This is a genomic window from Devosia alba, from assembly GCF_039938915.1.
Taxonomy (GTDB): Bacteria; Pseudomonadota; Alphaproteobacteria; order Rhizobiales; family Devosiaceae; genus Devosia; species Devosia alba.
Genome location: NZ_JBDUUI010000123.1, coordinates 1 through 251, shown reverse-complemented (window position 1 = coordinate 251; position 251 = coordinate 1). Strand labels below are relative to the sequence as shown.

General features: G+C 56.6%; 1 protein-coding gene. It reads left to right on the top strand.

Features of this window, described 5'->3' with window-relative positions; all coding sequences use genetic code 11:
• On the top strand, positions 1-251 hold a 251-nt coding region (locus ABFY71_RS19020), incomplete at both ends, for a DegT/DnrJ/EryC1/StrS family aminotransferase (RefSeq protein WP_347947442.1).

Sequence of the window (251 nt, the reverse complement as noted above, 5' to 3'; positions counted from 1 at the left end):
ACCAACCGCAGCCAGTTCTTCCGCGGGCAGGTGGATAAATACACCTGGCGCGATATCGGCTCAAGCTATCTGATGGCGGATCTGCAGGCGGCATATCTGTGGGCACAGCTGGAAGCGGCGGAGCGGATTAACCTTCAGCGCCTGTCCCTGTGGCAAACCTATTACGATGCACTTGAACCGCTGGCAAAAGCCGGGCGTATCGAGCTGCCAACTATTCCGGCTGATTGCGTTCACAATGCCCACATGTTCTA